Here is a 25,133-nt window from a genome sequence, read left to right as displayed (position 1 = left end):
TGCGCGATCAGCGTTCGATCGTGCCGGTGCGGCGAATCTTCTTCTGCAGGAGGAGGACGCCGTAGAGCAGCGCCTCGGCGGTCGGCGGGCAGCCCGGCACGTAGATGTCGACCGGAACGACCCGGTCGCAACCGCGCACAACCGAATAGGAATAGTGGTAATAGCCGCCGCCGTTTGCGCAGGAGCCCATTGATATGACGTAGCGCGGCTCGGGCATCTGGTCGTAGACCTTGCGAAGCGCCGGCGCCATCTTGTTGGTCAGCGTGCCGGCGACGATCATCACGTCGGACTGGCGCGGAGAGCCGCGCGGCGCAAAGCCGAAGCGCTCGCAGTCGTAGCGCGGCATCGACATCTGCATCATCTCGACGGCGCAGCAGGCGAGACCGAAGGTCATCCACATCAGGGAGCCGGTGCGCGCCCAGTTGATCAGCTCGTCGGTCGAGGTGACCAGGAAGCCCTTGTCGGCGAGCTCGTTGTTCATCTCGCCGAAGAACGGATCATCGGCGCCAATCGGCTTGCCGGTCTTCGGGTCGATCACGCCCCTGGGCTGCGGCGCGACGAGAGTGGTGTCGCTCAATCCCATTCCAGCGCCCCTTTCTTCCATTCATAGATGAAGCCGATGGTCAGCACGCCGAGGAACACCATCATCGACCAGAATCCGAACATGCCGAGTTCGCCGAAGGAAACCGCCCAGGGAAACAGGAAGGCGACTTCCAGGTCGAAGATGATGAACAGGATCGCGACGAGATAGAAGCGCACGTCGAACTTCATGCGCGCATCGTCGAAGGCGTTGAAGCCGCACTCATAGGCGGACAGCTTCTCGGGATCCGGGTTCTTGTAGGCGACGACAAAGGGGGCAATCATCAGGGCGCCGCCGATGACGGCGCAAACCACAAGAAAGATGATGATTGGCAAATAGGAGGCGACGACTGCGTCCATGATAGGGCTTCACCGTTTCGTTGCGCGGCACACGGCGTCGAGGGCGTTTCCCGCGGGCCTCAACAAGGGGCGCCTGCCGCTTTTCCGATGGTGACGGGTTAGACCTTGGGGAGGCTCTACGCAAGTGCACAATAGGCCAAAAGCAGCGCGAAAATTCGCTCTCGGCGTCAACGGCTTGCCATCGCAAGCCACGGAAAAAACCTGACAATTTTTGTCATGATATGATTCCGACGGCGCGCCAATGCACCTCCCCTTCTGGACAACAGCGAAGAGATCCGAAGAGCGCGGCGCATGCGCGGACCGCCGATTGCTCGTCGCCCGTCTTCGATGAGGACGTGATCGAAAAAACGTCCGAAACGATCGACACTGTCTTGAAGGTTCTGGCCGGAAGCGGTGCGAATCCGATTCGCCCCGTGAGCCATCCGGAAAGGACCCGATGGATCGAGCGGCTTCGCGTCGATTGCCCACAGTCCGTGGACGCCCTGATGGCCGGTCGTTTGATGTCGAATTTGCGGTCTGGAAAGCCTGCGCGACGCAGGGCCGCGCGGAGCGCGAACGCTTTGCTTCCCCCAGAAGGGGAAGTTTCACTTTGCAACCTAAGCCATTGAAAAAATGGCGCGAGTGACGGGGCTCGAACCCGCGACCTCCGGCGTGACAGGCCGGCACTCTAACCAACTGAGCTACACCCGCGCGGTTGCGACGACCTTGTTGGTCGAAGCGTGAGCGGTGACTTAAGGTGTATCCCAAACCCTGTCAAGCGTACGAATTCACCCGAATTGCAAATTTGTGACGACGACCGATTTCCCCTCGCCCGAGAGCGGCGCGCGAGCCGACAAATGCTTGCATCGGGAAGGTTTCGCGCTTAGATACGCGCCACGGTCCGGGCGGTTAGCTCAGTTGGTAGAGCGCTTCGTTTACACCGAAGATGTCGGGAGTTCGAGCCTCTCACCGCCCACCACCTTTTCCAAAGAATGTTTTCCGGTCCAGGCAGGGCAAACCTGACGTGAATAACGCGTCACGCGCGCCCGCCTTGACACGGCCGCCCGGCTCGACAAAGCCCATGGGGCCGGACTTTGACGGGAGGACAATCCGATGAACCAGAACCTTTACGCCATTCTGAGCGAGCGCTTCCGCGATCGGCTCGACCGGCCCTGCCTCGTCATGACCGGCAGAACGCTGACCTATGGCGACGTCGACGCGCTGGCCGCGCGCATCGCCGGCGTGATTGTCGCCTCGAACGTCAAGCCCGGCGATCGCGTGGTGGTTCAGGTGGAAAAGTCGGCCGAAGCCGTCGCCCTTTATCTCGCCTGCCTGCGCACCGGCGCCGTCTTCATCCCGCTCAACACGGCCTATACGCCGTCGGAAGTCGGCTATTTCCTCGGCGACGCCGAGCCCGCTCTGTTCGTCTGCACCCCGGAGAATCGCGACCGTTACGCAGCCGGCACGCTCGACTGGACCCCGCCGACGATTCTCACCCTCGACGCCGAGGGCGGCGGAACGCTGATGCAGCACGCGGCCGACGCCGCGCCTCATGAAAGCATCCTGGAGCGCGCCGACGACGATCTCGCCGCGATCCTCTACACATCCGGCACGACGGGGCGCTCCAAGGGCGCGATGCTCACCCACGCGAACCTCTCCTCCAACGGCCTGACGCTTGTCGACTATTGGGGCTTCCAGCCGGGCGACGTGCTGCTCCACGCGCTGCCGATCTTCCATGTCCACGGCCTGTTCGTCGCGTTGCATTGCGCCATGCTGAACGCCTCGCCGATGCTGTTCATGCCGAAATTCGACGTCGCGGCGGTGCGCGCCGCCCTGCCCGACGCCACCGTGATGATGGGCGTGCCGACCTTCTACACCCGCCTGATGGACCAGGCGGATTTCTCCGCCGACGAATGCGCGCATATGCGCCTGTTCATCTCCGGCTCGGCGCCGCTGACCGCGCAAAACCACGAAGCCTTCGAACAACGCAGCGGCCACCGCATCCTGGAGCGCTACGGCATGACCGAGGCCGGCATGATCACCTCCAACCCCTATGAGGGCGACCGAATCGCCGGCACCGTCGGCTACGCCCTGCCCGGCGTCGAGGTGCGCGTCTGCGACGACGCCGGCGATCCGGTTCATGACGAGGTCGGCAGCATCCAGGTGCGCGGGCCGAACGTCTTCAAGGGCTATTGGAACATGCCGGAGAAGACCGCCGAGGAATTCACCGGGGACGGCTTCTTCGTCACCGGCGACCTCGGCACCCAGACGGAAGACGGCCGCGTCGCCATCGTCGGCCGCGGCAAGGACCTGATCATCGCCGGCGGCTACAACATCTATCCCAAGGAAATCGAATCCGTTCTCGACAAGCTCGACGGCGTCGTCGAATCGGCCGTCATCGGCGCGCCGCATTCCGACTTCGGCGAAGGCGTCGTCGCCGTCATCGTCACGGACGATGGCCAACCGCTCGATCTCGGCCCGCTCCAGGCCGCCATCGACGCCGACCTCGCCCGCTTCAAGCATCCGCGCGCCTGGCGCTTCGTCGATACCCTGCCTCGCAACACCATGGGCAAGGTGCAGAAGAACGTGCTGCGCGACACCTATGGAGACGCCTTCACGCAAGGCTGACAGACGCCCGGCGGCCGCCGCACCGCCGGCGAATCACCCTGCCTCCGAGGCGCCGCCAGCAAGCCACAAAGCCCGCAAAGAGCACCTGGACCGCGCCGTCCGCGCGGGCTTTTTCGGGCGTTGCGGCTGCCGCGCCAAGCTTCGCTGGACACGCGCCGTCTTCATGCTATTGACGCTGAGTAGCCCCGCCACCGACCGACTTCGCCGATGGAGCCCGCTCTGAGCCCCGCTTCCCGCATCCGCCGATCGTTCGCCTCTCTCCTGCTTGTCCTGGCCGTCACCGCGCTTTCGGCCTGCTCGGTGTCCGACACGCTCGAAATCGCCGCCCCGCAGGCCGAGGCCTCAAAATACGCGTCGATCGTCATCGACGCCAACTCCGGCAAGACGCTCTACGCCGTCGCCGAAGACCAGACGCGCTATCCCGCGTCGCTGACGAAGATGATGACCATCTATCTCGTCTTCGAGGCGCTTGAGACCGGCCGGCTGTCCAAAACCTCCGAGATCACCATTTCGGCCAATGCAGCGAAGCAACCGGCGTCGAAGCTCTACATGAAGGCCGGCTCCAGCATCGACGTCGACACCGCCCTGCGGGCCCTCGTCGTCAAGTCGGCCAACGACGTCGCCACCGCGGTCGCCGAAAAGCTCGGCGGCAGCGAAAAGGCCTTCGCCCGCCGCATGACCTCCAAGGCGCGCGCGCTCGGCATGAGCCGCACCGTCTTCACCAACGCGTCCGGCCTGCCCGATTCCGCGATGCGCACCACCGCGCGCGACATGGCGACGCTGGCGCTCGCGCTGCGCCGCGACTTCCCGCAGCACTATTCTTATTTCCGCCTCACGAGCTTCGAGTATCGCGGCAAGACCGTGCGCGGCCACAACAAGGTCCTCGGCATGGTCTCCGGCGCAGACGGGCTGAAGACGGGCTACACGCGCGCTTCGGGCTACAATCTCGCAGCCTCCGTGCGCCGCAACGGCCGCTCGCTCGTCGCCGTGGTCATGGGCGGCAAGTCCGGCTCGGCGCGTGACGCCCACATGACGCAGCTCCTGACCGCCTCCTTCAACCGCGCCCGCCGCCGCTGATCCCGGCCTGAACAAGAAAAACCGCGGCCATCTTCCGATGACCGCGGTTCAGATGACATTCGCGATGTCGCTGACGTCAGCTGTTGAGCGCGTCCTTCAGGCCCTTGCCGGCGGAGAACTTCGCCACGCGTTTGGCCGGAATGTCGACGGGCTGACCGGTCAGCGGGTTGCGGCCGGTGGTGGCGGCACGCTGGTTCACGCCGAAATTGCCGAAGCCCAGCACGCGGACGTCGCCGCCGGCTTTCAGCGTTTCGGTGATCGTTTCGAACACGGCGTCGACCGCAGACGCCGCATCACCCTTCCCTAGCCCCGTCTTTTCCGCCACTGCGGCGGCAAGCTCGTTCTTATTCATTGTCAAATTCCTTCTCGATCAGAGCGGTCGCCGGACGCTTGCGCGACCTGACCGACCGTAAACAGGCGCGACCATAAACGGATTCGTCGCCAAGCCGAAGCGCAATGCCCCGGAAACGCCGGAAAATCAAAGGAAAAACGCCGCTTTTCAGCGGCGTTTACAACTTCTCACCATCTCAGGTGGGTCAATGCGCCAGGTTGGTGACGCCATCGTCCTCGATCGGGGCGACATCGCCCGTCACCGAATCGACCGCTTCCTTCCATTCGATGGGTTCAGGCTTGCGCGTGAGCGCATGATCCAGAACCTGTCCGATGCGGCCGACCGGGATGATTTCGAGCTCGCTCTTCACGTTTTCCGGAATGTCGGCGAGATCCTTGACGTTGTCTTCGGGGATCAGCACCGTCTTGATGCCGCCGCGCAGGGCCGCAAGCATCTTCTCCTTCAAACCGCCGATCGGCAGCACGCGGCCGCGCAGGGTGATCTCGCCGGTCATGGCGATGTCCTTGCGCACCGGAATGCCGGTCAGCACCGAGACGATGGCCGTGGCCATGGCGATGCCGGCGGACGGACCGTCCTTTGGCGTCGCGCCCTCGGGCACGTGGACGTGGATGTCCCGCTTCTCGAAGCTCGGCGGCTCGATGCCGAAATCGACAGCGCGCGAACGGACGTAGGACGCCGCAGCCGAAATCGATTCCTTCATCACGTCACGCAGGTTGCCCGTGACCGTCATCTTGCCCTTGCCGGGCATCATGACGCCCTCGATCGTCAGCAACTCGCCGCCGACCTCGGTCCACGCCAGACCCGTGACCACGCCGACCTGGTCCTCGCCCTCGACCTGGCCGAACCGGAACCGCGGCACGCCGAGGAAATCGTCCAGATTGTCCGGCGTGACCTCGATCTCGGTCTTGTCGGTGCGCAGGATCTCCGTCACCGCCTTTCGCGCCAGCGTCATCAGCTCGCGCTCGAGGTTACGCACGCCCGCCTCGCGGGTGTAGGTGCGGATGACCTGCCGCAGCGCCTCGTCGGAGATCGAGAACTCGCCCTCCTGGAGGGCATGGTCGCGGATCGCCTTCGGCAGCAGGTGCCTGCGTGCGATCTCCACCTTCTCGTCCTCGGTGTAGCCGGCGATGCGAATGATCTCCATGCGGTCCATCAGCGGAGCCGGAATGTTGAGCGTGTTCGCCGTGGTGATGAACATCACGTCCGACAGGTCGTATTCGACCTCCAGATAGTGGTCCATGAACGTGGCGTTCTGTTCCGGATCCAGCACCTCGAGAAGCGCCGACGACGGATCGCCGCGGAAATCCATGCCCATCTTGTCGATCTCGTCGAGCAGGAAGAGCGGGTTGGACTTCTTCGCCTTCTTCATCGACTGGATGACCTTGCCGGGCATCGAGCCGATATAGGTGCGCCGGTGACCCCGGATCTCGGCCTCGTCACGCACGCCGCCAAGCGCCATGCGCACGAATTCGCGACCCGTCGCCCGCGCAATCGACTTGCCGAGCGAGGTCTTGCCGACGCCGGGCGGTCCGACGAGGCACAGGATCGGGCCCTTCAGCTTGTTCTGGCGCTTCTGGACGGCGAGATACTCGACGATCCGGTCCTTGACCTTTTCGAGGCCGTAATGGTCGTGGTCGAGCACCTCCTGGGCGACGTCGAGGTCGTATTTGACCTTCGACTTCTTCTTCCACGGGATCGACAGCATCCAGTCCAGATAGTTGCGCACGACGGTGGCTTCCGCGGACATCGGGCTCATCTGCTTGAGCTTCTTGACCTCGGTGTCGACCTTCTCGCGCGCTTCCTTGGAGAGCTTGGTCTTGGCGATGCGCTCCTCCAGCTCGGCCAACTCGTTGTGGCCGTCCTCGCCGTCGCCCAGCTCCTTCTGGATCGCCTTCATCTGCTCGTTGAGGTAATATTCGCGCTGCGTCTTCTCCATCTGCCGCTTCACGCGGCTGCGGATGCGCTTCTCCACCTGCAGCACGGAAATCTCCGACTCCATGTGGCCGAGCGCCTTTTCAAGGCGCGACTTCACGCTCGACGTTTCGAGAATGTCCTGCTTCTCGCCGATCTTGATCGACAGGTGCGAGGCGACCGTGTCGGCGAGCTTGGAGGGCTCCTCGATCTGGGTCACCGCCGCGACGATGTCCGGCGAAATCTTCTTGTTGAGCTTCACGTAGCTCTCGAACTCGGAGACGACCGAACGCGCCAGCGCGGCCAGTTCGACCTCGTCTTCCTCGGGCTCGCCGATCGACGTGGCCTCTGCTTCCAGGTAGTTCGAGCGGTCCGAATAGCCGCTGATCTCCATGCGCGAGACGCCCTCGACCAGCACCTTCACCGTGTTGTCGGGAAGTTTGAGGAGCTGGAGAACGTTGGCGACCGTGCCGTGGGTGTAGATCGCGTCGGGCGTCGGGTCGTCGTCACCCGCGTCCTTCTGTGTCACGAGCAGAATCTGCCGATCGTTTTCCATCACGTCTTCGAGCGCGCGGATCGATTTCTCGCGGCCGACGAAGAGCGGTACGATCATGTGCGGGAAAACAACAATGTCACGCAGCGGAAGAACGGCGTAGAGCCCGTCATTTCCACCCGTTGTCGTTTTCTGTTCGGCTTCAGCCATAGTCACTTCCTTTCGTGCCTTTGTAGGCTTTCGGACGCTCCCTGCCGTGCCTGATGGCCCCGTTTCGGGAACGTCCCTTCTACTTGGTTCTGCGGGCCGCCGATTTCAACGGATTGAAACCAAGCCGCGTGACGCTTGTTGCAAAGCAGCATCGCGGATTCGGGGATGAGTTTCGCGCCGTTGCGCGCGTTGCGCAATGGTGCGACGCACAGTTCAAAAAGGAAAAGGCCGGTCGCCCGGCCTTTTCACGAAACTGCGATGAAGGACGAGCGTCAGGCCGACGCGTTTTCCTTGTCGTCTGCCCGGTCGGCATAGATGTAGAGCGGTCGCGCGCTTCCGGAAATGACTTCCTCGGAAATCACCACTTCGCGCACGCCTTCCAGCGCCGGCAGTTCGAACATCGTGTCGAGCAGGATCGCTTCCATGATGGAACGAAGGCCGCGCGCACCGGTCTTGCGTTCGATCGCCTTGCGGGTGATCGCGCGCAGTGCGTCCTCGTGGAAGATGAGGCTCACATCCTCCATCTCGAACAGGCGCTGATACTGCTTGACGAGCGCGTTCTTCGGCTCGGTCAGAATGCGCACCAGCGCTTCCTCGTCGAGATCCTCCAGCGTCGCCAGGACCGGCAGTCGGCCGACGAATTCCGGGATCAGGCCGAAGCGCAACAGGTCTTCCGGCTCCACCTTGCGGAACAGTTCGCCCGCCTTCCGGTCATCGGCCGATTCGACGGAGGCGCCGAAACCGATCGACGTGTTGCGGCCGCGATCGGAGATGATCTTGTCGAGGCCGGCGAAGGCGCCGCCGCAGATGAACAGGATGTTGGCCGTGTCCACCTGCAGGAATTCCTGCTGCGGATGCTTGCGCCCGCCCTGCGGCGGAACCGAAGCGACCGTGCCTTCCATGATCTTCAGAAGCGCCTGCTGGACGCCCTCACCCGACACGTCGCGCGTGATCGACGGATTGTCCGACTTGCGGGAAATCTTGTCGATCTCGTCGATGTAGACGATGCCGCGCTGGGCGCGCTCGACATTGTAGTCGGAGGCCTGCAGCAGCTTCAGGATGATGTTCTCAACGTCCTCGCCGACATAGCCGGCTTCCGTCAGCGTGGTCGCGTCGGCCATGGTGAAGGGCACGTCGATAATCCGCGCCAGCGTCTGCGCCAGCAGCGTCTTGCCGCAACCCGTCGGCCCGATCAGCAGGATGTTCGACTTCGCGAGCTCCACATCCTCGTTCTTCTCGGCATGGGCGAGACGCTTGTAGTGGTTGTGCACGGCCACCGAGAGGATCCGCTTGGCATGGCCCTGGCCGATGACATAGTCATCGAGCACGCCGAGGATTTCCTGCGGCGTCGGAACGCCCTCCTGGCTCTTGACCATGGAGGACTTGTTCTCCTCGCGGATGATGTCCATGCAAAGTTCGACGCATTCATCGCAGATGAAGACGGTCGGGCCCGCGATCAGCTTGCGCACCTCGTGCTGGCTCTTGCCGCAGAAAGAGCAGTAGAGGGTGTTCTTGGAGTCGCCTCCTCCACCACCGCCACTGTTGCCAACCTTGCTCATTCTCGTTCCTTTCAGAGGATCGCGCCCTCCGGACAACCCGTCCGATCATGCGATCCCGACTTCAATTTCACGACCCGGCGTCCGGATCGAACACATGCCGCGTCACAAATGCTTCAAACCGCATTCGTACACATATCAGCGGCGTACGCAACGATTCCACACATTCGACGCCTGACCTTTACAGAACCTTTAAGGCCAAAGATCGAACGCCGGCTTGCACAAGCCGACGTTGCGTAACCATGCCGCGACACCCGCGACGCGCTAACCGGCCGAGCTGTCGGTCGTCTCGATCGCCGCGCGGGATTCGATCACGCGGTCGATCAGGCCGAATTCGAGCGCCGTCTGCGCCGTCATGAAGTTGTCGCGCTCCAGCGCATCTTCGATGTCGTCATAGGAGCGGCCGGTGTGCTGCACGTAGATCTCGTTGAGGCGGCGCTTCAGCGATTCAACTTCGCGCGCATGGATCAGGATGTCGGTCACCTGCCCCTGGTAGCCGCCCGAAGGCTGGTGGACCATGATGCGCGAATTCGGCAGCGAGAAACGCATGTCCTTGGCGCCGGCGGCCAGCAGCAGCGAGCCCATGGAGGCGGCCTGGCCGATGCACAGCGTCGAAACCGGCGGCTTGATGAACTGCATCGTGTCGTAGATCGCCAGACCCGACGTCACCACCCCGCCCGGCGAGTTGATGTACATCGCGATTTCCTTCTTCGGGTTCTCCGCTTCCAGCCACAGGAGCTGGGCGCAGACGGAAGACGCCATGCCGTCTTCGACCGGACCGGTCACGAAGACGATGCGCTCCTTGAGAAGGCGCGAATAGATGTCATAGGCGCGTTCACCGCGGTTGGTCTGCTCAATAACCGTCGGAATGAGATACATTGCGGCGTCGATCGGATTGCCCATGTGAGCCCTTTCGGAATTTCGAATTGCGGCGCGACACGAATCGCGCCCGGGAATCGGCTGTTTTGTCGCCCAATAGATAGGGCGCCCCCCTCCGGTTCCGCAAGACGGGCGATGGTGTTTAGCTTAACCGGCGGCGCGCGGTGAAAACCGCATCCGCCGGCGCGCGTCAACCCGGACGTTCCGAGGCACCTGCAGCCGCGCTTTCGAGCGCCGTCGCGGCGATGTCGGCAAGCGTCGTCGCGCCGTAGCTGCGCATCAGTTCTCGCTCGGCCGCCGCATGGGCGCTTTCCAGGACCGCGTTGGACGCCCGCTCGACGGGACAGGCCGGATGATCGTCGGACAGCGCCGCCGGCAGGATCGCGCCGGGGTTCAGCGCCTTCTGGACATCCAGGACCGTGATATCCGCCAGCGCCTTCACCAGCTTCCAGCCGCCGCCCCGTCCGCCCTCCGACGCGACGATCCCCGCGTCGCGCAGCGCCCCGAGGGTCCGGCGCACCACCACCGGATTGGTGTTGAGCATCTGCGCGATCGTCTCCGACGTCTCCCGGCCGTCCAGCAGACCCATGTGAACCAGCACGTGAAGCATGCGGGGCAACTGCGCGTTTTTTCTCATCGGAGCTTTCCGTAACTTTTTATGTTTCACAAACTTGACGTCAGCGATTTTCCGCAACATATACAGTTACGCATAATTTGGAAAACCCCATGCTGCGCCGCAACGTCCTGTTGGCCCCGATCGCGCTCGTCGCGCGCCAGCCAGCCGGGCGGCGCGCCAAGAGACAAGACATGACAGAAAAAACCGTCACCACCCGAACCCTCGAATTCAGTGTCCTCGACGAGGGGAACGGCCTGCTCGTGCTCCTGTGCCATGGCTTCCCGGAAACGAAGCTGTCGTGGAAGAACCAGATTCCCGCGCTGGTCGGCGCCGGATACCGGGCCGTCGCGCCGGACATGCCTGGCTACGGCGCGTCCGAGGCACCGGCGGAGGTCGACCGCTATTCGGTCATCCACGCGGTCGGCAACCTTGTGGCGCTGCTCGACTCCCTGGGCGAACAGCAGGCCGTCATCGTCGGCAACGATTGGGGCGCCACCATCGCCTGGCAGGCGGCCCTGATGCGGCCAGACCGCTTTCGCGCCGTGGCGGCGATGAGCGTTCCGATGATGGGCCAGCCGCCCGTGCCGCCGACGCAGATCTTCCCGCGGACCGAAGACGCCGAATTCTACACCCTCTATTTTCAGGAACCGGGCGTCGCGGACGCCGAGTTCGCACGCGACACCGCGACGACGCTCCGAAAACTGCTCTTCGCGGCGAGCGGCGAGGCCGGACCGCGCGCGCCGGGCGACGCGACGCCCAATCCTTTCGGGATGGTCGACCGCGCCCGCGGTCTCCTGTCTCCCCTGCCGGATCCCGGCAGCCCGCCGGCCTTCGTGCCCCAGGCGGATTTCGCCGCCATGGTCGAGGCCTTCGAACGGTCGGGCTTCACCGGCGGCCTCAACTACTACCGCAATCTCGACCGCAACTGGCAGCTGCAGCAGGCGTTTGCCGGAACCAGGGTCACAGTCCCGGCCCTCTTCATGATCGGCGAACGGGACCCGGGCCTCGCCATTCCCGGCATGACGGACATCATCGCCGCCATGCCGTCTTTGGTGCCCGACCTGCGCGGCTCCCACGTCCTTGCGGGCGCCGGCCACTGGCTGCCGCTGGAACGCCCGGACGAGGTCACCGACCGGCTTCTCGCCTTCCTGCGCGACACACGCGGCTGACCGCAAGCGCCCGCGAACCCGCGACTTCGCATGGCATCGATTTGCGCAAGCCACGTGCAGAATCACCGGCCAGACTACTCGACGCTTTCGGTATCGAGCCCGGTATCCACCTCCCTCCGGAGCCTCTACGCCTCGGCCCGCATCCACGCCTGCAGGGCTTCGAAATCGCCATGATCGACGAACTTGGCGACCCGCCGGCCCACGGCCGCGCCGAACTTGTAGCCGTGGCCCGAACAGGCCGAGACGACGAGGCAGCGGTCCTGCCGGCGCACGAAGAAGCGCTCGTCGGCGGTAAACGTGTAGGCACAGGTCACGACGTTCTCGACGCCATATTGCTCGATGTCGCGCATCGGCGGCGAGAACAGGTTGCGCAGGATCTCGCCCTCGCCCTCCACCGCGTCCCGGTTGGCGTCGGCGTCCGCGTTCCGGAACTTGTGCAGGCCGGACCCGAATTTGAGGCCGCCTTCCGCCGTCGGCGGCAGGATGTAGCCGTCGGTTTCCCCGCCGACGTCGAGAACGACCGGCGCATGCGCCCAGGCGTCCGCCAGATGCGCCGGCGGCTTCAGATAGACCACGGCCGTGCGATAGGTCGTCAGGTCGGAAACGAGATCGGGAAACAGCTTGGTCACCCAGGCGCCCGCCGTCACGATCACGTAGTCGGCCTCGATCTGGCGGCCGTCCTCCGTCGTCACCGACGCGGCAGCCGGATCGACCTCCGTCACGCGCATTCCCTGGCGCAGCGACACGCCGTTCGCCTGCAGCCAGGCGGCCAGTCCGAACGCGATGCGCCGGCAATGCAGTACGCCGCCTTCCGGCGACACGAAGGCATAGCGCAGCGTGTCCGGATCGAGGAACGGGAAGCGCTCGGCCGCCGCCCCCGGCTCCAGCACCTCGCAGGGCCAGCCGCCCTCGCGCAGCCCGTTCAGGTAGTCTTCCGCCTCGTCTCCCGGCTCCCGGCTGACCGCCATGAAGCCGCGCGCGTCGAGCCATGAGGCGCCGAGATCGGCCCACAATTCGTCCCAGGCGTCATAGGCCTCGGTGATCGCCGCTCCGTAACCCGACCCGGCCCCGTAGGCGCGGCGGATGATTCGATGATGGTCGCCCGACGCGCCGAGCGGGTTCGGCACCGTCGCCTGCTCGAACAGGATCACCTGATGCCCCTGCTTGGCCAGCGACCAGGCGGTGGAAAGGCCGGCGATCCCGGCCCCGACGACTGCGATTCTCATCGTTTCGATCTTCGTTGGAACGGCGTGTTTCAAGATACCTAAGCATCATTCATGCGCTTGTCACAGTCGCTTTCGATATGAGGCCTTCCCCCTCGCGCAGACGCTGCGTGCGCACGCATTCTCCCAAGGCGATTTCCGATGGACGTTTTCAGAAACAGGCAGGCCCTTTCCCTTCTGCTGCTGCTTCTCGTCGGCACGGTATCCAACTCCATGATCGTGCCGTTCATGCCCTACTACATCGTGGAAGGCCTTGGCGCGGAGCCGTGGCGCATCAGCCTCTACACTGGCGCCGCCGTCCTCCTGACGGTCACCTTCAACCGGCTCACGGGACGATGGCTCGACGAGGGCGGCCGCTTCTTTCCGCTCATCGCGGCCTCGTCCGTCGCCTACATGGCGGCCTGCCTCACGGTCTACCTCTTCCCGGCTTTCTGGGTCCTGGTCACGATCGGCGCGCTCGGCTTCGCGGTGAGCGGCACCTTCATGGCGGTAGTGTTCACCTTCGGCCGCCAATTCGCCGATCGAAGCGGCCTCGACGCGTCCCGCTTCAACGCCTTCCTGCGCGGCACCACCTCCACGGCCTGGATGCTCGGCCCCGCCTTCGCCTTCACGCTCGTCGACGGGATCGGCCCGCACCAGGTCTTCGCCGCGGCCTTCCTCATCGGCGCGATCCGCCTCGTGGCGGGCCTCTGGGCCGTGCCGCGGACTTTCGCCGGCGGGCAGGACACGCCGGCAGCCGGGGCGAACGCCGCCGGGGGGATCAACACCGCGCTGTGGCAAGCCCTGTCCGCGTGTTTCCTGCTCTCGCTTGCCCACAGCCTCTGCTTCGTCGCGCTGCCACTCTTCTACACGCAAGAGGTGCACCTGCCGGATTTCGCGCCTGGCCTCGCCTTTTCCGTCAAGACCGCCGTCGAGATCGCCATCATCGCGACGACTCCCGTCATGATGAAACGGTTCTCCCACCGCGCCATCCTGCTCTCGGCGTCGCTCCTGGCGCTCGTCGCGATCTTCGCACTCTGGCGCGTCACAAGCCTGCCGACGATGATCGTCGCGCAAGCACTCGAGGGCGCCTATTACGGGATCTATGCGAGCGTCGGCGTCAGCTTCGTCCAGAGCTTCGCCCGCAACCGCATGGGCCGCGCCACGTCGCTCTACGTCAACACGATCATGATCACCGGCGTCGTCTCGGGACCGGCCGTCGGCCTTCTCGGCCAGTTCTTCAGCTTTCGAACCGCCATCGGATTGTCATCGATCTGCGTGCTGATGGCGATCGTGGCCTTCCTGATGGTGCGCACGAACGAGACGTCAGCGCTGAAGGATGCCGCCTAGCAGACCTGCACGCCGCATTCCTTTATCGTGAACGCCTCGGCCGGCTCGGTCAGGCTGGCGTCGAACTGGCGTCCGTCGCGGCACTGCGCGCGCGCCTCGAACGTATGGCGCCCGGCCAGTTCGCTCTCGCGGATGTTCAGGTAATAATCGACCGCGCAGTCCTGCTCGCTCGCCAATTGTTCCGACAGCTGGTCGAGCCAGGCCGGATCGGACGACTGGGCGTTCGCGGACGGCACGCCGGCGGCGATGGCCCCGAGAAGGGCGATCGCGCCGCCGGCCGTGTTTCGAAGACGTGTCATGCGACCTCCACCGTTTCAGATGAACGGGGAGCCTATCGAAACCGGCGGCGCAATCCATTGCGCAAGATCAATCAGCCCGCCTTGGCCAGCGCCTGATCGATATCGGCGATGATGTCATCGACATTCTCGATGCCGATCGACAGGCGCACGACGTCATTGCCGGCACCCGCCGCCGCGCGCTGCTCGTCGGTCAGCTGGCGGTGCGTCGTCGAAGCCGGGTGGATCACCAGCGTGCGCGTGTCGCCGATATTGGCGAGGTGCGACACCATCTCCAGCGCCTCGACGAACTTCACGCCCGCCTCGTAGCCGCCCTTGACGCCGAAGGTGAACACCGCGCCGGCGCCCTTCGGGCTGTAGCGCTGCTGCAGCGCGTGGTTGGCATGGTCCTCCAGGCCGGAATACTCCACCCACTCGACCATCGGATGGTCCTTCAGGTGCTTGGCGACGGCCAGCGTGTTGTCGCAATGGCGCTGCATGCGCAGGCCCAGCGTCTCGATGCCGTTGATGATCAGGAAGGCGTTCATCGGCGCGATCGCGGGGCCGAGATCGCGCAGGCCGAGCACGCGGCAGGCGATGGCGAAGGCGAAATTGCCGAAGGTCTCGTGCAGCACGATGCCGGCATATTCGTCGCGCGGCTGCGTCAGCATCGGGAACTTGTCGGACGCCGACCAGTCGAACGTCCCGCCGTCCACGATCACGCCGCCCATCGAGTTGCCGTGACCGCCGAGGAACTTGGTCAGCGAATGCACGACGATGTCGGCGCCGTGTTCGATCGGGCGCATCAGATAGGGCGTCGCCATCGTGTTGTCGACGATCAGCGGAACGCCAGCCTCGCGCGCGACCTTGGAGATCGCCTCGATGTCGGTGACGTAGCCGGCCGGATTGGCGAAGCTTTCGATGAAGATCGCCTTGGTGCGGTCGTCGATCTGGGCGGCGAAGCTCGCCGGATCGGAGACGTCGCCCCAGCGCACTTCCCAGCCGAAATTCTTGAAGGAATGGCCGAACTGGTTAATCGAGCCGCCATAGAGCCGGCGCGCGGCGACGAAATTGTCGCCCGACGTCATCAGCGTGTGCAGCGCGATCATCTGCGCGGCATGGCCCGAAGCCACCGCCAGCGCCGCCGTGCCGCCTTCCAGCGCGGCCAGCCGCTCTTCGAGCACGGCCTGGGTCGGGTTCATGATGCGGGTGTAGATGTTGCCGAACGCCTGCAGGCCGAACAGCGAGGCGGCATGGTCCGCATCGTTGAAGACATAGGCCGTGGTCTGGTAGATCGGCGTGATGCGGGCGCCCGTCGCCGGGTCCGGCTGTGCGCCGGAATGGATCGCCAGGGTGTCGAAACCGGGTATACGCTGGGACATGCTTCCCTCCTCCTGATCAATGTCGTCGCACGTTGTGGCGGGGAATGACGAAGCTGTCAAAGACGATTTTTTCTATCTTTTGCCCTGCGAGCGAACGCGTTTTGCCCGGCGGGCCGCAGGCTAGCTCCGCCGAATGCCGAAGCTCTGGAACCCTTGGCGCAATTCCGGTCGCCGCGAAGAGATCGTGCCGGAATTGACGCCGGTCCAGCCGATCTCGCCGGAAAGCCGGCCATATTCGATCTTCGGGCAGCGGTTCATGACGACCTCTATGCCCTTCTCCTCCAGCCGCGCGGCGCTTTCATCGTCGCGCACCGTGAGCTGCATCCAGACGACCTTCGGCAGCGTCTTCATCGCCAGTATCTCGTCGGTGACACCCGGCACCGCCGCCGACGCGCGGAAGATGTCGACCATGTCGACCGGTTCGGGCAGGTCGGCCAGGCGCGCATGGGTCATCTGCCCGAGAATGGTCTTGCCGGCGCGCCCGGGATTGATCGGGATGACGTCGAAGCCCTTGTCGAGCATGTATTTCATGACGAAGTAGCTCGGCCGCACCTCGTTGGCCGAAGCGCCGACCACGGCGATGGATTTCACCTTGGTGAGGATGGAGCGGACATAGGCGTCGGAATAGCTGTCGTGGTTCATGGGGCCGTCTTTTTTCTGCGCGGTGGTGGCGAAGCGAAACTAGGGAATGCGCAGGGCGATCGCGCTGATCGCCCAATCGTCCTCGCGTTCCTCGAAACAGACATGACTGCTCAGATAGGGCTGCAGCCCGGTCTGCCCGTCGTCCATGCGGACATAGGCGCCGCTGCCGTCGGGCGTGACGATGCGAAGATGTCCCCGGATGAATGGCGACTTGGGATCGACCAGGAGCAACTGCCCCTCCTCCCATGTCAGCGGCGTCTCGCCCTCGCGAAACTCGAACGCGCCGGAGGCTTTGGTGGCGACGCGCCAGTCATGAACCAGCGTGCCGGTCTCCTCCACCAGCGCGGCCATCTCGTCATGCGCGAGCTTGCCGTAGGACGACGTGCAATATTCCCCGCCGAGCCATGAATTGAGGCCGATCACGCCATCCGCGAGCAGTTCCTCCAGCAGCCCGACCCCGCGCGCCTCCGCTTCATCGATCTTGATGTTGCCGTAGGCGGTCTTGCGGCCCAGTTGCCAAAACACGTCCGTCTTGTCGTAGCGGCCCCAATGGTCGAACCGCTCGTCGCCGGAGAGTTCGACGTCGCCGATATAGAAGACCACGCTGTCGGCCAGGAAGCTTTCGACGCGCTCAAACGTCTCCTCGTCGCCCGCCTCATAGGCGCGTGTGGCTTCCAGCGCGCGCGCCACGACATCCTCGATCAGGAAGTCCGGCGGGAAGGAAATGCGCACCGACGTGGCGGGATAGGACATGCCCTGCGCCGCCGACGCAACCGGCTGGACGATGGCCAGGAAGAGCGCGGCGGCCAGCGACAGGCCTCTCGTCGTCATGCGTTTCGTCATCGATGCTCCTCCGACCCTGCGTGTGCCCCGGTCCCGTCGCGCGCACTCTTCCCGTTTCGCGCCTTGATGTCGAGCCGCGTCGCCCTCACCGGGGTCGCATCCGCAGAGCGATCGTGCTCACGCGCCAGCCATCCGGCGTGCGCGTGAAACAGGCATGGCTCGACAGGTAAGGCAGGAACGCGCCCCGGCCGAATGCGAATTGCACATAGGAGCCGCTGCCGTCCGGCATCACGACATAGCCCCAGCAGCACGACCGGATGGGCGGCGCGTCCAGATCGACATGAAGCAACTGCCCGCGCTCCCAACGCAGCGGCAGGCTGTCGCGAAGATAATCGGCCTCGTCACCCGGGGCGGCGGCGACGCCCCAGGCCTCGATCGTCGTGCCGGTCGCTTCGAGCAGCGCGGTCATCCGCGTATGCGTCAGCCGCTCGAACGACGCTGTGCAGATTTCTTCCCGCAACTGGACGTTCGGCCGGGTCATTCCGTCGGAGATCAGCGCGTTGACGATCCTTGCCCCGCCCGCCTGCGCGCCGATGGTCCGGATCGGCTCGTCGGCCGCCATCTGGCCGAGCATGGCAAGAACCTCGTCGCGCGGGATCCGGCCCAAAAGGTCGAACCGATCGTCAGGTGTCAGTTCCGTCGTGCCGAGATAGACGGCGACGCTTTCCGTGAAGACCTCGCCGGCGGGGCTTGCCGGCCGGCTCTTGCCGAAGCCCGAGGAAAAGCGCCACAGCGCCCGGCCCGCGCTTTCCATGAACCGGGCCAGTTCCGCATTCGCGGTGTCGTCCGCGTCCAGAATGATCGTCTCGTAGCCGGGCCGCGTTCCGTCGTCCGAGGCAGCATCCGCCGCCATCGGCATGAGCATCGCGATCGCAGCCAGCACCGGCCCGAAACGGCCCCGCGCAACCCGTCTGAAGCGTGCCATCGTCGCCACCCCCGGTCTCTTTCGGCCCGGGGCGCGATCCTAGGCGCCATTACGGCAATTGCATGAAGCCGTTCTCGTCGTTTTCCATGAACGGGTTGAACGCCAGTTCCCAGAGATGCCCGTCCGGATCCGCGAAATAGCCGGAATAGCCGCCCCAGAACACTTTCTCGGGCTTCTTCACTGCCGTCGCGCCGCAGGCCAGCGCATGCGCATATGCCGCGTCCACTTCCGCCTCGCTGCCCAGATTATGCGCCAGCGTAACCGCGCGAAACCCCGATCCTTCCTCCGCGACGCCGGCATCCTCCGCCAGCGAGTCGCGCCCGAACAGCCCCAGAGCCGTGCCCTTCATCTTGAAGAAGGTGACACTCTCCTGCGAGGCAGACGACTTCTCGAAACCGAGCTTCTCGTAAAACGCCGTCGCGGCGGCCAGATCGGCGACGCCGAGCGTGATCATGGATATGCGTGGATCGAAACTCATGGCGGCCCTCTCTCAAAAGAAGAACATAAAGGGAACGGAAACGACTGTCAATTCAGCCGCGCGACCAGGCCGCGCCGGTTCGCGGCGACGGTTCCCGTCTATTTCACCGGCCCGCTGCCGCATCGCGGAATCGGTCGACCGCGCGTGGCATAGGCGATGAACATGACGATCTCGTCAGGCCGCGGCGCGTCCGGCACGCACAGCGTCATCGTGTCGAAATGGTCGAACGACCAGGGATTGTCCTTGTGGCCGAGCGGCAGATCGATCGACGCGCCGATGCCCCCGACTTTCACATTGGAGGCAATGACGGCCTCCCCGCCATCGACGGCGGCGCGCATGGGCGCGCCCAACTTGGGATGAATGACGGCTCCGCCATGCTCCATGTCACCGTCAGCGCCGACGATTGCAGCCTTGCCATAGGACACCGCCGGCCCGTCGAGCATCGCGACGGCCTGCCGCGCGAGATCTTGGCCCAGAACGGCGCCGATCTCGAAAAGGGCGGACAGGTCACGCTCGAAACGGCCGGCCAGCGAATTGCGGAAAACCGCGGCCACCGCGACGCGCGAAACTCGCTCGCACGGTTCGCCGAGGGAATCGGCCGTGATCAGCTCTCGCGTGAAAACTGTTTTCCGAGGTTCAACCATGACGCAAGGTTAGCAGCCGTCAGGGCGTCCTCCAACGCAAATCGCATGCCCTTGAACGAGGCGCCCCTACTCCCCCGTCCACTCCGGCTTGCGCTTCTGCAGGAACGCTCCGATCCCCTCCTCGGCGTCGCGGAACAGCATGTTTTCCACCATCACATTGGCGCAATAGTCGTAGGCGTCCGAAAGGCTCATCTCGGCCTGGTGGTAGAACGCCTCCTTGCCGGTCTTCAGTGTCAGAGGCGATTTCGAGGCAATCACTTCGGCATATTTCTGGACAACCTGGTTGAGGTAGTCCTTCGGCACGATCCGGTTGACGAGGCCGAATTCGCGCGCCGTCGATGCGTCGATCGTCTCGCCGGTCAGCAGCATCTCCATCGCCTGCTTGCGGTGCACGTTGCGCGTCAGCGCCACCATCGGCGTCGAGCAGAACAGCCCGATATTGACCCCCGGCGTCGCGAAGCTCGACGTGTCGGTGCAGATGGCCAGGTCGCAGGACGCGACGAGCTGGCAGCCCGCCGCCGTCGCCAGCCCGTCGATCTCGGCGATCACGGGCTTTGGCAGCGTGACGATCGCCTGCATCAGCTCTGCGCACATGCGCATGGTCTTTTCGAAGAAGGCCCTGCCCCGGTCCTCGTCGGCGCGGTGCACGGTCATTTCCTTCAGGTCGTGGCCGGCGGAAAACACCTTGCCCGACGCCGCGATGACGATCACGCGCACGTCGGCGTCTTCGCGCCCCTCGGCAAGCGCCGCCATCAGCGCCTCCATCGTGGCGATCGACAGCGCGTTTGCCGGCGGGTTGGAGAGCGTCAGGCGCAAGACGGGGCCGATCCGGTCGCTGGTGACGGGCGGCGTTTCGACAAGGGCGGGACGTGCGGACATCGGGGCTCCTCCCAAAGGTATCGGTTGACGGATATCTACCAGCACGCCAAACCCGGCGGCAAGTCAGACGTACCGAGTCAATCCTTCACCGCACTCCGATCAAGGCCCGCGCATGAGCAAGCACCCCGAACCGGTCGTCACCGCAGAAGAACTCGAGGACTACATCGTCCGCGAGTTTTCCCAGGCCTTCAGGGACGGCAAGGTCTATCACATCGAGGACCTCGGTCCGGGCTACCTGACGCTCCGGCTCGACGCCACCGACGCCCATCTGCGCCCCGGCGGAACCGTCTCCGGCCCGACGCTCTTCACGCTGGCCGACCTCGCCGCCTATTACGCGATCATGGCGCATATCGGCCTGAAGGGCCTCTCGGTGACGACGAGCGTCCATCTCGACTTCATGCGCAAGGCCGCCCCCGGCCCGCTCTACGCCACCTGCACGCTCCTGAAACTCGGCAAGCGCCTGGTCGTCACCAGCGTCGCGATCAAGGACGCCGAGGACGACCTGATCGCGCAGGGATCGCTGACCTATTCGGTGCCGCCGCGCTGAGGCCGGGTCACGTCGCCGGCTGATCGACGGCCGACGCTGCCGGCGCCGTCGGCGTGAGGGGCGGCTGAGGCGCCGGGCTATCCCGCAGGAACGTCGCCACGACCAGGACGCCAACCACCAGCAGCGCCGTCACCGAAAGCGGCACAAGACCGATCGGCAAGATCCGCGCCGCCTGCCGGCGCCAGACAATCCCCAGCACTGCGGAGACGATCGCCAGCGAAATGGCGACGATGTGGTATTGCGCGAGCACGTCCAGCCGCCTGAAGCCGGTGTCGATGTTGCGCGGCCCCTCGATCGCCGACGAAGCGAGGAACGAGCCGAAGAACACGCCGGCCCACACCAGCACCAACGCGATGACGATCGTCTTCTTGCCGATCATTTCAGTCACCCTGCCAATAGCTTGAGAATGTAAGGTCAGGCGTCAGATAAAGGAGGACGCTTGAGCTTTCCTCCTTGCTCAGCCTGATCGCGTCCGCGGTCAGTTGCGGCGGCGCGCCCTCCTCGGGCGATGACCCGACCGGACCCTCGTGAACGCCCCAACCGTCCGCGCGGCCGAAGTAGGCCGGATCGAGATGCCGCCCGATCCGGCCGTCGAACCCCGCCAGCAGCAGCGTGTCCGTGCCCGCAAGGCAGACCGCGAGAGCCGGCGCGTTGTCATCGCGCCGCAACACCGGCACGACGAGGTCGGGAACGGCGTCGCCGTCCATGTCGGGCGTCAAAAAGGCGGTTTGCACGAAGTCTCCCCGCTTCCCCATGTGGTCGGACACCGCGAAGAGCGCTGTATCCAGCCCGCATCCCTTCATCGTCGCCACGGCCGCGTCGAAGGCCACGCTCGGATCGTCGTCCACAATCGGCGCGAGCCTGTCGCCGCCGCCCTTCCAGACCAGGCAGACGGTGAAGGCGAGCGACCTGAAGCCCGCCCGCTCTCCGGCCGCGGGCGGCGTCAGCTCGAAATCCGCGATCGTGAGGACGCCGAGGCCGCCCAGCCCCTCGGCACCCGGCGGCGATGCGCCGGGATTGGCGGCATCCTCCGCCAGCGTGCCGAATGCGAATCGCCGCTCACGCTGCGGCGCGTTGACATCGCCGGTGTTCGGCGCGGTGTTGTCTCGATTGCGGAAATGCCATCCGGCGAGCGTCGCCGGATTGGTCTCGACCGGATGCCGAGGCGCCGCGAACACCGGGACGTCCAGTCCGTCGCGGTCCAGCATCCCGATCCGCCACCCGTGTTCGAACGGGGCCAGCAGGAATGTCTGCGCGCCGGCCTCGTGCAGGAACGGGTCCGGATGCCTCACCTCGCCGGCGATCTCCCGGCTCTCCCAGCCCGGCCCGCCCGCGCAGGTCGCCGCAGTCGCGGTGCCCGACAGCGACATCAGGACAATCCATGAAAACAGCAGGTCGGCGAGATCGCGTCTTCTCATGACGACACAATCGGCGAAACATCGTCGTCTGGCAACACTTGCCGCCCGGCGGTCAATCCACCTGCCTTTCGGACGAATACAATCGTTCCCCTGCGCGATGCTTCATCATGTTGCCGTCAGGCGAACCAGCGCGCGACATGCGACCAGGAAACCTCGCGATTGCACTCAATTCTATACGGTAAAATAATACCGTATTTTCAAGTCATTGTTTTCATTGATATAATCGCAAAAGGTGCGCAAAATACCGCTTGACGCGCGCACCGATCCCGCCTAATGACACCGCCAATCGCGCATGGACCCGTCCGGCGCGATATGTTTTTGCCGGTCAATCGGCAATCCAAGCAACAAGAAAAGCCCGCTCCGGCCCGGCCGGTTCGGGATCGTGAACCAAGGAACACACCAATGGGTACCTTCTCCCAGAAGCCCGCGGACGTGGTGAAGAAATGGGTGCTGATCGACGCCGAAGGTCTCGTCGTCGGACGTCTCGCATCCATCGTCGCCATGCGCCTTCGCGGCAAGCACAAGCCCACCTTCACCCCGCATGTCGATGACGGCGACAACGTCATCATCATCAATGCCGAGAAAGTGGTCTTCACCGGCAAGAAGCGGTCGGACAAGAAGTATTACTGGCACACCGGCCATCCGGGCGGCATCAAGGAACGCACCGCTGAGAAGCTTCTCGACGGCCGGTTCCCGGAGCGCGTCCTCGAGAAGGCTGTCGAACGCATGATCCCGCGCGGCCCGCTCGGCCGTCGCCAGATGAAGAACCTGCGTGTTTACGCCGGCACCGAACATCCGCACGAGGCGCAGCAGCCGGAAGTGCTGGATATCGCCGCGCTTAATCCCAAGAACAAGAAAGTGGCCTGATCACCATGGCTGAACTCAACTCCCTCGAAGAACTCGGCGAAGCAACCGGCGCCGTCGCTGCCGACGCTCCCGAAGCTCCGGTTCATGTCCAGAAGCTCGACGCCCACGGCCGCGCCTACGCGACCGGCAAGCGCAAGGACGCGGTCGCCCGCGTCTGGATCAAGCCGGGCACCGGCCGCATCACCGTCGGCGGCAAGGACTTCACCGAATATTTCGCACGTCCGGTCCTGCAGATGATCCTGCAGCAGCCGCTCGTCGCGGCCAACCGCGCCGGCCAGTACGACATCGTCGCCACCGCGTCCGGCGGCGGCCTGTCCGGCCAGGCGGGCGCCGTTCGTCACGGCATCTCCAAGGCGCTCACCTATTACGAGCCGGAGCTGCGCGGTGTCCTGAAGAAGGGCGGCTTCCTGACCCGCGACAGCCGCGTCGTCGAGCGCAAGAAGTACGGCAAGGCGAAGGCCCGCCGGTCCTTCCAGTTCTCCAAGCGCTAAGGCGTTTCGGACAACGACCATCCAGTCATGGGCGTCCTTCGGGGCGCCCTTTTTTGTTGCGCCACCGCCTGGAGGAACCGCGCGGATACTGGCTTCGCGACCGCCCTCTCTTGCCCGCACTGTCGTAGCGGAACAAAAATCCCGAAACCGCATTGAACAACCCGGCGTTTTCTCTAAGGTGGCGCGGGGCTTGCGAAAAATGGTGGGGTGCAGATGTGGAAGTGCGCGCGAGTATTAGGTTTTTCGGCAGCGCATTCCCGTTTCAGACCCCGGCAAGACTACGCAGCCGCAGCGTTGCTGGCGGCCCTCGCCTTCCCCGTTGCATCGGCATCCGCCTATGAGCCCGTCTGGTCCAACACCGGCGTCTATGAAGAGATCGCCGCGATCGACTGCCGCAACTGCGAGGAAGAGACCGGCATCATCATCGCCTGCACCGGCAACGGCCAGCCGGCCACCATCACGGTCAACGCGGCGGCCACCGAAAACGGCCGCAACGGCGAATACGCGCCGATCTCCTTCCTGATCGACGGCACCGCCTACACCTACACCGCCGAAACCGTCGAGTTCGGCATGATCGGGTTCACGCCGGTCCTGTCGGTCGCCTATGACGATCCGCTGATCCCTGCCCTGCAGGCCGGCCATGTCGCGATCGTTTTCTTCAACGGCGGCCGGTCGGAAATCGGCCTCAGGGGCTCCAGAAGCGCGCTCGACATCTTCAAGGCGCATTGCGGATGGACGCCGCAGGGCTACCAGCAGAACCTGCAGCGAAACGCGCAATCGGCCCCCGCGATGACGCCGCCGGTCCCGCCGCAACCGGCTCAGCCGATGCAGCCCCAGCCCGATCCCAACCAGCCGTCACCCATGCAACCGATGCAGCCCATGCAACCTGCACCGATGCAACCCGCTCCGATGCAGCCGACACCTACCGCGCCAAACCAGGGCCAGTCCGGCCAGATGCAACCCATGCAGCCGCCGCAGCCGATGCAGTCCGGCTCCGGCCAGCCCGCGCCCATGCAACCGACTCCCGCCGCGCCGAGCCAGGGCCAGTCCGGACAGATGCAGCCCATGCAGCCGCCGCAGCCGATGCAATCCGGGCCCGGTCAACCCGCGCCGATGCAGCCGACACCCGCCGCGCCGAGCCAAGGCCAGTCCGGCCAGATGCAGCCCATGCAGCCGCCGCAGCCAATGCAGTCCGGCCCCGGCCAGCCTGCGCCGATGCAGCCGGCTCCCGCCGCGCCGAGCCAGGGCCAGTCCGGGCAGATGCAACCCATGCAGCCGCCGCAACCGATGCAGTCCGGCCCCGGCCAGCCCGCGCCGATGCAACCGACGCCCGCCGCGCCGAGCCAGGGCCAATCCGGCCAGATCCAGCCCATGCAGCCGC

25 protein-coding genes, 2 tRNA genes and 1 pseudogene are annotated in these 25,133 nt (G+C 64.8%); 9 read left to right on the top strand and 19 right to left on the bottom strand.

Annotation, left to right across the window (positions count from 1 at the left end):
- Positions 1–7 precede the first annotated feature (7 nt).
- The 3 genes from MRY80_RS12160 to MRY80_RS12150 all read right to left on the bottom strand — a co-directional run bounded on the left by MRY80_RS12160 (position 8) and on the right by MRY80_RS12150 (position 1,629).
- Positions 8–583 carry an NADH-quinone oxidoreductase subunit B gene (locus MRY80_RS12160; RefSeq protein ID WP_293291288.1) on the bottom strand — a complete coding sequence of 192 codons (576 nt, stop codon included), beginning with the start codon at positions 581–583 and terminating at the stop codon, positions 8–10.
- Positions 574–939 carry an NADH-quinone oxidoreductase subunit A gene (locus tag MRY80_RS12155; protein WP_293291287.1) on the bottom strand — a complete coding sequence of 122 codons (366 nt, stop codon included), beginning with the start codon at positions 937–939 and terminating at the stop codon, positions 574–576. The genes MRY80_RS12160 and MRY80_RS12155 overlap by 10 nt, the downstream gene beginning before the upstream one ends.
- Before the next feature lie 613 nt (positions 940–1,552).
- A tRNA-Asp gene (locus tag MRY80_RS12150) sits at positions 1,553–1,629 on the bottom strand.
- Between the two features lie 192 nt (positions 1,630–1,821).
- Here MRY80_RS12150 and MRY80_RS12145 point away from each other — a divergent pair.
- From MRY80_RS12145 to MRY80_RS12135, 3 genes are all read left to right on the top strand, one after another.
- A tRNA-Val gene (locus MRY80_RS12145) sits at positions 1,822–1,897 on the top strand.
- 134 nt (positions 1,898–2,031) lie between these two features.
- Positions 2,032–3,546 (top strand): malonyl-CoA synthase, encoded by a 1,515-nt coding sequence (locus tag MRY80_RS12140; protein ID WP_293291286.1) that lies wholly within the window; start codon positions 2,032–2,034, stop codon positions 3,544–3,546.
- 207 nt (positions 3,547–3,753) lie between these two features.
- Positions 3,754–4,623 (top strand): D-alanyl-D-alanine carboxypeptidase family protein, encoded by an 870-nt coding sequence (locus MRY80_RS12135; protein WP_293291285.1) that lies wholly within the window; start codon positions 3,754–3,756, stop codon positions 4,621–4,623.
- Between the two features lie 76 nt (positions 4,624–4,699).
- Here the strand turns inward: MRY80_RS12135 and MRY80_RS12130 are convergent, their stop codons facing one another.
- The 5 genes from MRY80_RS12130 to MRY80_RS12110 form a co-directional block, all read right to left on the bottom strand.
- Positions 4,700–4,975 carry an HU family DNA-binding protein gene (locus MRY80_RS12130; protein ID WP_293291284.1) on the bottom strand — a complete coding sequence of 92 codons (276 nt, stop codon included), beginning with the start codon at positions 4,973–4,975 and terminating at the stop codon, positions 4,700–4,702.
- 184 nt (positions 4,976–5,159) lie between these two features.
- A complete protein-coding gene (gene lon / locus MRY80_RS12125; protein ID WP_293291283.1) occupies positions 5,160–7,589 on the bottom strand; it encodes an endopeptidase La in 2,430 nt (809 codons plus the stop codon).
- Between the two features lie 272 nt (positions 7,590–7,861).
- Positions 7,862–9,148, bottom strand: a complete 1,287-nt coding sequence (gene clpX / locus MRY80_RS12120) for an ATP-dependent Clp protease ATP-binding subunit ClpX (protein WP_293291282.1) — start codon at positions 9,146–9,148, stop codon at positions 7,862–7,864.
- Between the two features lie 261 nt (positions 9,149–9,409).
- Positions 9,410–10,048, bottom strand: a complete 639-nt coding sequence (locus tag MRY80_RS12115) for an ATP-dependent Clp protease proteolytic subunit (protein ID WP_293291281.1) — start codon at positions 10,046–10,048, stop codon at positions 9,410–9,412.
- A 166-nt stretch (positions 10,049–10,214) separates the two neighbouring features.
- On the bottom strand, positions 10,215–10,661 hold the full coding sequence (locus MRY80_RS12110; RefSeq protein ID WP_293291280.1) for an Rrf2 family transcriptional regulator: 447 nt from the start codon (positions 10,659–10,661) through the stop codon (positions 10,215–10,217).
- Positions 10,662–10,831: 170 nt separating this feature from the next.
- On the opposite strand from MRY80_RS12110, the gene MRY80_RS12105 reads away from it, so the two are divergent.
- Positions 10,832–11,809 (top strand): alpha/beta hydrolase, encoded by a 978-nt coding sequence (locus MRY80_RS12105; RefSeq protein ID WP_293291279.1) that lies wholly within the window; start codon positions 10,832–10,834, stop codon positions 11,807–11,809.
- Positions 11,810–11,934: 125 nt separating this feature from the next.
- Here MRY80_RS12105 and MRY80_RS12100 read toward each other — a convergent pair whose 3' ends face one another.
- The gene (locus MRY80_RS12100; RefSeq protein WP_293291278.1) at positions 11,935–13,035 is read right to left on the bottom strand and encodes an FAD-dependent oxidoreductase; all 1,101 of its coding nucleotides are present in this window, start codon (positions 13,033–13,035) and stop codon (positions 11,935–11,937) included.
- Positions 13,036–13,173: 138 nt separating this feature from the next.
- On the opposite strand from MRY80_RS12100, the gene MRY80_RS12095 reads away from it, so the two are divergent.
- Positions 13,174–14,361, top strand: coding sequence for an MFS transporter (locus MRY80_RS12095; RefSeq protein WP_293291277.1), 1,188 nt, complete (start codon positions 13,174–13,176; stop codon positions 14,359–14,361).
- Here MRY80_RS12095 and MRY80_RS12090 read toward each other — a convergent pair.
- The 8 genes from MRY80_RS12090 to MRY80_RS12055 all read right to left on the bottom strand — a co-directional run bounded on the left by MRY80_RS12090 (position 14,358) and on the right by MRY80_RS12055 (position 20,429).
- Positions 14,358–14,660 carry a hypothetical protein gene (locus tag MRY80_RS12090; protein ID WP_293291276.1) on the bottom strand — a complete coding sequence of 101 codons (303 nt, stop codon included), beginning with the start codon at positions 14,658–14,660 and terminating at the stop codon, positions 14,358–14,360. The genes MRY80_RS12095 and MRY80_RS12090 overlap by 4 nt on opposite strands.
- 71 nt (positions 14,661–14,731) lie before the next feature.
- The gene (locus tag MRY80_RS12085; RefSeq protein ID WP_293291275.1) at positions 14,732–16,018 is read right to left on the bottom strand and encodes an O-acetylhomoserine aminocarboxypropyltransferase; all 1,287 of its coding nucleotides are present in this window, start codon (positions 16,016–16,018) and stop codon (positions 14,732–14,734) included.
- A 120-nt stretch (positions 16,019–16,138) separates the two neighbouring features.
- Positions 16,139–16,660, bottom strand: coding sequence for a CoA-binding protein (locus tag MRY80_RS12080; RefSeq protein WP_293291274.1), 522 nt, complete (start codon positions 16,658–16,660; stop codon positions 16,139–16,141).
- A gap of 39 nt (positions 16,661–16,699) precedes the next feature.
- Complete coding sequence (locus tag MRY80_RS12075) at positions 16,700–17,503, bottom strand: hypothetical protein (RefSeq protein WP_293291273.1); 804 nt, start codon at positions 17,501–17,503, stop codon at positions 16,700–16,702.
- A gap of 85 nt (positions 17,504–17,588) precedes the next feature.
- Positions 17,589–18,428 (bottom strand): hypothetical protein, encoded by an 840-nt coding sequence (locus tag MRY80_RS12070; protein ID WP_293291272.1) that lies wholly within the window; start codon positions 18,426–18,428, stop codon positions 17,589–17,591.
- A 49-nt stretch (positions 18,429–18,477) separates the two neighbouring features.
- Entirely contained in the window at positions 18,478–18,906 is a 429-nt protein-coding gene (locus tag MRY80_RS12065; protein ID WP_293291271.1) for a VOC family protein, read from the bottom strand.
- 98 nt (positions 18,907–19,004) lie between these two features.
- Entirely contained in the window at positions 19,005–19,550 is a 546-nt protein-coding gene (locus MRY80_RS12060; RefSeq protein ID WP_293291270.1) for an amino acid synthesis family protein, read from the bottom strand.
- A gap of 66 nt (positions 19,551–19,616) precedes the next feature.
- Positions 19,617–20,429, bottom strand: a complete 813-nt coding sequence (locus tag MRY80_RS12055; RefSeq protein ID WP_293291269.1) for an enoyl-CoA hydratase — start codon at positions 20,427–20,429, stop codon at positions 19,617–19,619.
- A 112-nt stretch (positions 20,430–20,541) separates the two neighbouring features.
- Here MRY80_RS12055 and MRY80_RS12050 point away from each other — a divergent pair, with 112 nt between their 5' ends.
- Positions 20,542–20,976, top strand: a complete 435-nt coding sequence (locus MRY80_RS12050) for a PaaI family thioesterase (protein ID WP_293291268.1) — start codon at positions 20,542–20,544, stop codon at positions 20,974–20,976.
- A 7-nt stretch (positions 20,977–20,983) separates the two neighbouring features.
- Here the strand turns inward: MRY80_RS12050 and MRY80_RS12045 are convergent, their stop codons facing one another.
- Together MRY80_RS12045 and MRY80_RS12040 are read right to left on the bottom strand one after the other, a co-directional pair.
- Positions 20,984–21,355: a hypothetical protein gene (locus MRY80_RS12045; protein WP_293291267.1), complete on the bottom strand. Its 372-nt coding sequence runs from the start codon at positions 21,353–21,355 to the stop codon at positions 20,984–20,986.
- 1 nt (position 21,356) lies between these two features.
- Positions 21,357–22,394, bottom strand: a complete 1,038-nt coding sequence (locus tag MRY80_RS12040; protein WP_293291266.1) for a hypothetical protein — start codon at positions 22,392–22,394, stop codon at positions 21,357–21,359.
- A gap of 402 nt (positions 22,395–22,796) precedes the next feature.
- Here MRY80_RS12040 and rplM point away from each other — a divergent pair, with 402 nt between their 5' ends.
- From rplM to MRY80_RS12025, 3 genes and pseudogenes are all read left to right on the top strand, one after another.
- Positions 22,797–23,261 carry a 50S ribosomal protein L13 gene (gene rplM, locus MRY80_RS12035; RefSeq protein ID WP_293291265.1) on the top strand — a complete coding sequence of 155 codons (465 nt, stop codon included), beginning with the start codon at positions 22,797–22,799 and terminating at the stop codon, positions 23,259–23,261.
- A 5-nt stretch (positions 23,262–23,266) separates the two neighbouring features.
- Positions 23,267–23,752 carry a 30S ribosomal protein S9 gene (gene rpsI / locus MRY80_RS12030; RefSeq protein WP_293291264.1) on the top strand — a complete coding sequence of 162 codons (486 nt, stop codon included), beginning with the start codon at positions 23,267–23,269 and terminating at the stop codon, positions 23,750–23,752.
- A 294-nt stretch (positions 23,753–24,046) separates the two neighbouring features.
- Positions 24,047–25,133: pseudogene (locus tag MRY80_RS12025) on the top strand (hypothetical protein); the annotation flags it as partial.

The organism is Oricola sp., from assembly GCF_022763245.1.
Classification (GTDB): domain Bacteria; phylum Pseudomonadota; class Alphaproteobacteria; order Rhizobiales; family Rhizobiaceae; genus Oricola.
The sequence above is the reverse complement of the archived record's forward strand: the minus strand, read 5'-3'. Positions and strand labels throughout refer to the sequence as shown.